Annotated in this window: 5 protein-coding genes, 16 tRNA genes and 2 rRNA genes; all 23 read left to right on the top strand. The window is 40.8% G+C overall.

Going from position 1 to position 7,707, the window contains the following annotated elements; all coding sequences use genetic code 11:
• Nucleotides 1–231 (top strand): 23S ribosomal RNA (locus ACWM35_RS04360); the annotation flags it as partial.
• A 130-nt stretch (nucleotides 232–361) separates the two neighbouring features.
• A 5S ribosomal RNA gene (rrf, locus tag ACWM35_RS04355) occupies nucleotides 362–477 on the top strand.
• Between the two features lie 11 nt (nucleotides 478–488).
• Nucleotides 489–563, top strand: a tRNA-Asn gene (locus ACWM35_RS04350).
• A 10-nt stretch (nucleotides 564–573) separates the two neighbouring features.
• Nucleotides 574–665: transfer RNA gene (locus ACWM35_RS04345), tRNA-Ser, on the top strand.
• A gap of 17 nt (nucleotides 666–682) precedes the next feature.
• Nucleotides 683–757: transfer RNA gene (locus ACWM35_RS04340), tRNA-Glu, on the top strand.
• 4 nt (nucleotides 758–761) lie between these two features.
• Nucleotides 762–837 (top strand) — tRNA-Val (locus ACWM35_RS04335).
• 12 nt (nucleotides 838–849) lie between these two features.
• Nucleotides 850–923 (top strand) — tRNA-Met (locus ACWM35_RS04330).
• Nucleotides 924–926: 3 nt separating this feature from the next.
• Nucleotides 927–1,003, top strand: a tRNA-Asp gene (locus ACWM35_RS04325).
• 7 nt (nucleotides 1,004–1,010) lie between these two features.
• Nucleotides 1,011–1,083, top strand: a tRNA-Phe gene (locus tag ACWM35_RS04320).
• A gap of 27 nt (nucleotides 1,084–1,110) precedes the next feature.
• Nucleotides 1,111–1,186, top strand: a tRNA-Thr gene (locus ACWM35_RS04315).
• Nucleotides 1,187–1,210: 24 nt separating this feature from the next.
• Nucleotides 1,211–1,295, top strand: a tRNA-Tyr gene (locus ACWM35_RS04310).
• 5 nt (nucleotides 1,296–1,300) lie between these two features.
• A tRNA-Trp gene (locus ACWM35_RS04305) sits at nucleotides 1,301–1,374 on the top strand.
• 14 nt (nucleotides 1,375–1,388) lie between these two features.
• A tRNA-His gene (locus ACWM35_RS04300) sits at nucleotides 1,389–1,464 on the top strand.
• Nucleotides 1,465–1,492: 28 nt separating this feature from the next.
• Nucleotides 1,493–1,567, top strand: a tRNA-Gln gene (locus tag ACWM35_RS04295).
• Between the two features lie 4 nt (nucleotides 1,568–1,571).
• Nucleotides 1,572–1,646 (top strand) — tRNA-Gly (locus ACWM35_RS04290).
• A gap of 9 nt (nucleotides 1,647–1,655) precedes the next feature.
• Nucleotides 1,656–1,727: transfer RNA gene (locus ACWM35_RS04285), tRNA-Cys, on the top strand.
• A gap of 47 nt (nucleotides 1,728–1,774) precedes the next feature.
• Nucleotides 1,775–1,860: transfer RNA gene (locus ACWM35_RS04280), tRNA-Leu, on the top strand.
• 104 nt (nucleotides 1,861–1,964) lie between these two features.
• A complete protein-coding gene (locus ACWM35_RS04275) occupies nucleotides 1,965–3,230 on the top strand; it encodes a SpoIID/LytB domain-containing protein (protein WP_454815794.1) in 1,266 nt (421 codons plus the stop codon).
• A 127-nt stretch (nucleotides 3,231–3,357) separates the two neighbouring features.
• Nucleotides 3,358–3,438, top strand: a tRNA-Leu gene (locus tag ACWM35_RS04270).
• 301 nt (nucleotides 3,439–3,739) lie between these two features.
• Nucleotides 3,740–4,555, top strand: coding sequence for an ABC transporter ATP-binding protein (locus tag ACWM35_RS04265; RefSeq protein WP_454815792.1), 816 nt, complete (start codon nucleotides 3,740–3,742; stop codon nucleotides 4,553–4,555).
• A 77-nt stretch (nucleotides 4,556–4,632) separates the two neighbouring features.
• On the top strand, nucleotides 4,633–5,577 hold the full coding sequence (locus tag ACWM35_RS04260) for an iron-hydroxamate ABC transporter substrate-binding protein (protein ID WP_454815790.1): 945 nt from the start codon (nucleotides 4,633–4,635) through the stop codon (nucleotides 5,575–5,577).
• 27 nt (nucleotides 5,578–5,604) lie between these two features.
• Complete coding sequence (locus ACWM35_RS04255) at nucleotides 5,605–6,648, top strand: FecCD family ABC transporter permease (RefSeq protein ID WP_454815788.1); 1,044 nt, start codon at nucleotides 5,605–5,607, stop codon at nucleotides 6,646–6,648.
• Nucleotides 6,645–7,652 carry a FecCD family ABC transporter permease gene (locus ACWM35_RS04250; RefSeq protein WP_454815786.1) on the top strand — a complete coding sequence of 336 codons (1,008 nt, stop codon included), beginning with the start codon at nucleotides 6,645–6,647 and terminating at the stop codon, nucleotides 7,650–7,652. The genes ACWM35_RS04255 and ACWM35_RS04250 overlap by 4 nt, the downstream gene beginning before the upstream one ends.
• Nucleotides 7,653–7,707: the final 55 nt, after the last annotated feature.

The following is a 7,707-nucleotide window of genomic DNA, read 5'->3' as shown; positions in this document are numbered from 1 at the left end:
GGATGGACGCACCGCTGGTGTACCAGTTGTCTTGCCAAAGGCATCGCTGGGTAGCTATGTGCGGACGGGATAAGTGCTGAAAGCATCTAAGCATGAAGCCCCCCTCAAGATGAGATTTCCCATAGCGCAAGCTAGTAAGAACCCTGAAAGATGATCAGGTTGATAGGTCAGAGATGGAAGCGTGGTAACATGTGGAGTTGACTGATACTAATCGTTCGAGGACTTAACCATAGTCTTATGGCATTACTCGTTTTTACTAACTTCTTCTGCATTATCTAGTTTTGAGGGAATGAAATTTTTATGAATTTCCTCTTGAAAAATATTAAAAAGACATTATAATAAAATAGTGTCGATAAAATAGTCTGGCGATAATGGCGAGAAGGTCACACCCGTTCCCATACCGAACACGGAAGTTAAGCTTCTCAGCGCCGATGGTAGTTGGGACTTTGTCCCTGTGAGAGTAGGACGTTGCCAGGCTGTTATTTTATTCCGCAGTAGCTCAGTGGTAGAGCTATCGGCTGTTAACCGATCGGTCGTAGGTTCGAGTCCTACCTGCGGAGCCATTCTTTTTTTGGAGAGCTGTCCGAGTGGCCGAAGGAGCACGATTGGAAATCGTGTAGGCGGGTAACCCTGTCTCAAGGGTTCAAATCCCTTGCTCTCCGCCATAATAACATTTTAATCTGGCCCCTTGGTCAAGCGGTTAAGACACCGCCCTTTCACGGCGGTAACACGGGTTCGAATCCCGTAGGGGTCACCATTTTGGAGGATTAGCTCAGCTGGGAGAGCATCTGCCTTACAAGCAGAGGGTCGGCGGTTCGATCCCGTCATCCTCCACCATAATAATATTGTCGCGGGGTGGAGCAGTCTGGTAGCTCGTCGGGCTCATAACCCGAAGGTCGCAGGTTCAAATCCTGTCCCCGCAATTTGGTCTGGTAGTTCAGTTGGTTAGAATGCCTGCCTGTCACGCAGGAGGTCGCGGGTTCGAGTCCCGTCCAGACCGCCACTAAAGTGGCTCAGTAGCTCAGTCGGTAGAGCAAAGGACTGAAAATCCTTGTGTCGGCGGTTCGATTCCGTCCTGAGCCACCTTTATTTTTTTTATTGATTATCTATGCCGGTTTAGCTCAATTGGTAGAGCAACTGACTTGTAATCAGTAGGTTGGGGGTTCAAGTCCTCTAGCCGGCACCATTTATTTCATTTCTCATATTATGTGGAGGGGTAGCGAAGTGGCTAAACGCGGCGGACTGTAAATCCGCTCCCTCCGGGTTCGGCGGTTCGAATCCGTCCCCCTCCACCATTTATAGGGGTATAGTTTAAAGGTAGAACGAAGGTCTCCAAAACCTTTGGTGTGGGTTCAATTCCTACTACCCCTGCCAATAATTTTATTGTGGCGATTGTGGCGAAGTGGTTAACGCACCTGATTGTGGTTCAGGCATTCGTGGGTTCGATTCCCATCAGTCGCCCCATAAAACCATTGTTGAAAAGAAATATTATTGGGCTATAGCCAAGCGGTAAGGCATCGCACTTTGACTGCGACATGCGTTGGTTCAAATCCAGCTAGCCCAGCCAATTTGCGGAAGTAGTTCAGTGGTAGAACACCACCTTGCCAAGGTGGGGGTCGCGGGTTCGAATCCCGTCTTCCGCTCCAATATAATATGGCGGCATAGCCAAGTGGTAAGGCCAAGGTCTGCAAAACCTTTATCCACCGGTTCGAATCCGGTTGCCGCCTTTAATAAGTTAATATTAAGTTGTGAAATTTATTATTAATTTCTCTACGCCGGGGTGGCGGAACTGGCAGACGCACAGGACTTAAAATCCTGCGGTAGGTGACTACCGTACCGGTTCGATTCCGGTCCTCGGCATCTTATAAGAATAATTGCGAATGAAAGAGTAGGTAAATATCCTACTCTTTTTTGATTTCCACTAGGAATGAATAATCGATTAATGCCTTAGGAAATATAGGAATATGAGATATTTCATTTTTATTTTCGTATTTTTCCAACTAATTATATATTCTCCAAGTGTTACTAATGCAGAGGAATTGATTAACGTTAAATTAGTCAATTATATTGGAGAAACTTCAAAACTTAAAATTCAAGTAAAGGGAGAGTATTTTACTCTAGATTCTACTTTTTCATTAATGGAGGGAAAAACCTATCACTTAAAGGTTAAGGGGGGAGAGTTTTTTTTAGAAGGCAAGGGTGTAAAACAGAGGATAAAAGGACCTCTGTTTCTTTTACCAGCTTCCTATGATCACAAGCACAATATACTAATAAATGATCGACCATACTTAGGAGTAGTTGAATTTCACTTAGAAAACGATAAGTTTATTCGCCCAGTTAACCAATTACCGTTAGAGGATTATCTAAAGGGGGTGGTCCCTTTTGAAGTTTTAGCCTCATGGCCTCTTGAAACATTAAAAGCACAAGCCCTTGCTGCAAGAACATATGCAGTTTCACATCTAGGTAAAGTAATCGACGACACCATAAATTATCAAGTATATGGAGGATATGCATGGCATGCGAACACCACAAAAGCAGTAGAAGAAACTGCAGGTGAAGTTATAACGTTTAATAGAAAGCTTATTGAGGCATTGTACTCCTCAAGTAATGGTGGAATAACAGAGAATAATTCTCATGTTTGGAGTGGAAAAACAAAGCCGTATTTCCCGATCAAAGAGGACCCTTTTGATCCAACTAATCCATGGGAGCTAGCGTTACATGAGACACAAATTGATCTTGAGGATATCCAATTTGATGAGCCAAATTGGTGGGCAGAGACAAAAGAAAAAGATAAAAACATCACCGCAGCTATTAAAATGTGGCTTAAGAATATCGGATATAAAGGTGACATAAGAATTTTGTCAGTGCCACGTTTTGAGCTGGCAGATGAGCAGCTAGAATCGGGACGTAGTGTAAAGGGATCAATAGAGGTCGTATTTTTACATAATTTAATTGATGGAACAATTATAGTCGAACAGGTGACTCTTCTTGACGAAAAGTTAAATCGGATTCGGTCGATGTTGGGAGGAGGCTATTTTAAAAGTTATTTCATTACTTCACTGGAGCATAGTGGTGATAAATACATTATGAAAGGAAGAGGATACGGACATGGGGTGGGAATGAGCCAATATGGAGCAAGCGTGATGGGGGAAAGGGGAAAAACGTATGAAGATATCATACAGTTTTACTATCCTGGGACGACTATCACTCGCATAATTGAAAGTGAATAACTATTAGAAAAACCTACATTTTAGTAGGTTTTTTGATGTTTTGAAATGTACTTTTTTAATAGGAGCATTATTGACAATTGAATAATATGATGTTATATTAATACATGTCGTAAGAAATTTTTATCATGCCGGTGTGGCGGAATTGGCAGACGCGCACGACTCAAAATCGTGTTCCTCTGGAGTGTCGGTTCGACCCCGACCACCGGTATCAAATTATAATGATTTATTAAGAAACGTTCCCTATATAAAATAGGGGGCGTTTTTTTGTCGTTCGCTTATTCCAAATTAGTGTCCCAAAGGTAACTGTTAATCTGTTGAAGAGAAGAAAACGATCGCTAATCAGGGACATAGGCATTTCTACACTTGAATATTTTAAAAAACTCAAATTATATAATATTTTTCTAAAAATATTATTGACATATACGGTAAAGTTTATTAAAATCCAAATGAGATTGATTATCATTTTCAAATTAATTAAGAAAGGATAAATAAAAAGAGGTGAGGGTGGAATGTCAAGGCTTTATACCGAGAACTTACGAATAGCATACAAAGACTGTGAGATTGTGAAGGATTTAAGTATGGTCATTCCCGATGGGAAAATCACGGCTATTATCGGACCTAATGGATGTGGAAAATCAACTGTTTTGAAAACGGTGTCTCGAATACTCACAGCAAAATCTGGTTCAGTATATCTGGATGGCAAAGAAATTATTAAAGAATCAACTAAAAAAATTGCGCAAAAGATGGCGATCCTACCTCAATCACCTGATGCTCCAGAAGGACTTACAGTAGCAGAATTGGTATCCTATGGAAGATTTCCATACCAGAAGGGAATGGGGAAGTTAAAAGACAAAGATCGGGAAGTCATTGAATGGGCTCTACACGTGACTGGGATTTCAGAGTTCCGCGACAGAGCGGTTGACGCCCTTTCAGGAGGACAGAGACAACGGGTTTGGATTGCTATGGCATTAGCACAAGAAACGGATATTATTCTTCTTGATGAGCCAACAACCTATCTTGACTTGTCCCATCAGTTGGAAGTATTGGAGTTGCTGCAATATTTAAATGAAACAGAAAAACGAACGATCGTCATGGTTATCCATGATTTGAACCATGCTGCTAGATTTGCTGATCACATTGTTGCCTTAAAGAATGGCAGCATTGTTAAAGAAGGGTCTCCTAGAGAGGTTATGACACCTTTAGTCTTACGTAAAGTTTTTAATATAGACGTTGAAATTGGTACAGATCCAAGAACGAAAAAACCGATTTGTTTAACATATGATTTAATAAAAACCGGATCCTTTAAGGAAGAAATAGCATTATAGAAGAGTACTTATATTTTTTTTAACAATGAATGAGAATAATTATCATTATCAACATTATTTTTGGAGATGAGAACATAATGAGAGAAAAAAAATATTTTTTACTGAGTATAATTGCAATTTTATTAATTGGATTATTGGCTGCTTGTAGCGGCGATAAAACAGAAAAAACAACTGGTACTAGTGAAACTGCATCAGAGCCGAAAACAAGAATCTATCAATCTGAAAATGGTGAAGTTGAAATTCCTGCAAATCCGAAAAAAATCGCAATGATGGCAGCTACATATGCAGGGAATCTGTTAGAGTTGGGAATTACTCCAGTTGCAGTTAATGAGTGGCCAAAGAAGAACAAGTTTTATGAAGGAAAACTAGACAATGTTGAAGTAGTAACGGAGGACTCTTTAGAGAAGCTTCTAGAATTAGAACCTGATTTAATTATTACTTATACTACGGACAAAAATGTAAAGAAATACGAGGAAATAGCTCCAACTATTGCTTTAAGCTACGAAAAATATGGCTATCTAGAGCAGCATATTGAAATCGGAAAAATAGTAGGTAAAGAAAAAGAAGCGCAAGCATGGGTAGATGAATGGAATAAAAAGGCGGAAGAGGCAAGCAAAAAGGTGAAAGCGGCAATCGGTGAAAATGCGACAGCGATGGTGTTTGAAACTTTCGGTAAAGATTTATATGTATACGGGAAGAACTGGGGCCGCGGAACAGAGGTCATTTATCAGGCGCTTGGAATGAAAGCTACTGAGAAGCTTGAACAGGATGTATTTGGCCCAGGCTATAAAGCGATATCAACGGAAGTCATTCCACAATATGCCGGAGATTACATTTTTGTAGGTGAAGGAGCATCAACTACGGACAACTCCTTCATGGAAACGGATTTGTGGAAAGGGATTCCAGCAGTTCAAAAAAATCAGGTTATCAAATTTGATTCAGAATCTTTCTATTTTAATGATCCGATTTCCGTCGAAAAAGAGTTAGAATTCATTGTTGATGCATTGACTAAAAACAAATAATGTTAAAGCTTTTAAAGGATTAAGCCAATGACGATTACAAAAACCAAATTAATAAAAGAAAATAAAGTATATTCCCGTCCAGTCGTTGGAACATCGATATTAACTATAGGGTTTATTGGCCTTATAGGAAGTATTGTTCTAGCGATCTCAGTAGGTGCTGCTAACCTTGATTTTTTCACCGTGTGGAAGTCGATATTAAGCTATGATTCTAGCAGGGAGGCTGATCAAATTATCGTTAGCATCAGGCTGCCGAGGGAGCTTGGCGCGGCAGCTGTTGGAGCCGCCTTTGCTGTTAGTGGTGCAATTATGCAGGGGATGACGAGAAATCCCCTTGCTGACCCTGGATTGCTAGGATTAAATGCCGGAGCAAGTCTTGCCCTTGCCTGTGTGTTTGCCTTTTTTACGGACGCGAATTATGTAACAGTTATGCTCTTTGCCTTTGCCGGAGCGGGACTGGGAGCTGCTTTAGTATTCGGGCTTGGTGCAATGAGTCGTGGAGGTTTGACGCCTTTACGGATCACTTTAGCGGGTGCAGCAGTTTCAGCATTATTGGCTTCTTTGGGTGAAGGAATTGCCTTGTTTAACAAGCTTTCCCAAGATCTTGCTTTTTGGACAGCAGGCGGTGTTTCCGGAACAAATTGGATGCAGCTCAAGCTTGTTTTTCCAGTGATTATGTTTGGAATCATTATCGCCATTATTTTTTCAAAAGGATTAACGATTCTCAGTTTTGGTGAGGAAGTTGCCAAAGGGCTGGGACAAAGGACATTATTAACAAAAGCAATCCTGATGATAGTTGTACTCATCTTAGCAGGAGCTGCTGTATCATTAGTTGGATCAATCGCCTTTGTCGGTTTACTTGTTCCCCATATCGTTCGATTCCTTGTAGGTACTGATTATCGATGGATTATTCCTTGTTCGGCCATTTTTGGAAGTGTGTTTATGGTCCTGGCGGATACAATGGCCCGTATGGTCAATCCTCCGTTTGAAACACCAATGGGTGCAATTGTTTCCATGCTCGGGGTACCTTTCTTCCTTTATCTTGCTAGGAAGGGAGGAAGCAAAGGAAGATGATAAATGCGGTTCAGCTTAAAAAAGTAAAGCTCACTATGATCATTGCGCTCTTATTGTTGATTATCGTTTTCGTTGTAAGTGTAGCAACGGGATATGCCTCTTTAACACCTACACAATTAGCCCGAACTATAATTGGTCAAGGAACACCCAAGGAAAATTTAATTTTATTTGATTTCAGGCTCCCACGAATATTGGTGACGATCCTTGCAGGGGCTGGTCTAGCTGTTTCTGGTGCGATTCTGCAGAGTATTACGAGAAATCCTTTAGCAGACCCAGGTATTTTAGGGATTAACGCGGGTGCTGGTCTAATGGTGGTATTTTATGTGATGTTTTTTACACCAGAATCGTCGAACTACATTTATATTCTCCCATTGTTCGCGTTAACAGGTGGGATGATCACCGCTGGAGTAATCTATCTTTTATCCTATAAAAAAGGTGAAGGAGTAGATCCAACAAATCTTGTGTTAATTGGTGTTGGAATGGCAGCCGCCTTATCAGGAGCAATATTAACCTTATCAACCCGTTTAGCACAGGAAGAATATGATTTTTTTGCTAATTGGATGGCAGGAAAGGTATGGGGAGATGATTGGGCGTTTGTTTTGGCACTGATTCCATGGATTGGATTGCTACTTCCTATTGTTTATAAGAAAGCAAATGTCTTAAATACTTTAAATTTAAATGAGAATATTTCTGTTGGACTAGGCGTTAATGTGGAGCGGGAAAGGATCATTCTTATTTTTATTGCAGTAGCACTTGCTTCAGCTGCTGTTTCAGTTAGTGGAGGAATTGCTTTTGTTGGTCTCATGGCTCCACATATTGCACGTGGTCTTGTCGGACCACGTCACCAATTTTTTCTTCCGATAGCTGCAATTATGGGAGCTGCTTTGCTCCTTGCTGCCGATACAATTGGAAGAGTAATCTTAGATCCAAGCGGAATTCCAGCCGGGATTATCGTCACCATCATTGGAGCACCCTACTTTATGTACTTGATGATAAAAAAATAAACAAAACAATTATCAAAAGCTAAAGAAAAGGTCGTCTTTAATAGACGATCTTTTT

Source organism: Neobacillus sp. K501, from assembly GCF_053749995.1.
This window is presented reverse-complemented; position numbering and strand designations above follow the sequence as displayed.

Coding starts and splice junctions, on each gene's coding strand:
- ACWM35_RS04275 (WP_454815794.1), top strand. CDS start 1,965: ATGAGATATTTCATTTTTATTTTCGTATTTTTCCAACTAATTATATAT.
- ACWM35_RS04265 (WP_454815792.1), top strand. CDS start 3,740: ATGTCAAGGCTTTATACCGAGAACTTACGAATAGCATACAAAGACTGT.
- ACWM35_RS04260 (WP_454815790.1), top strand. CDS start 4,633: ATGAGAGAAAAAAAATATTTTTTACTGAGTATAATTGCAATTTTATTA.
- ACWM35_RS04255 (WP_454815788.1), top strand. CDS start 5,605: ATGACGATTACAAAAACCAAATTAATAAAAGAAAATAAAGTATATTCC.
- ACWM35_RS04250 (WP_454815786.1), top strand. CDS start 6,645: ATGATAAATGCGGTTCAGCTTAAAAAAGTAAAGCTCACTATGATCATT.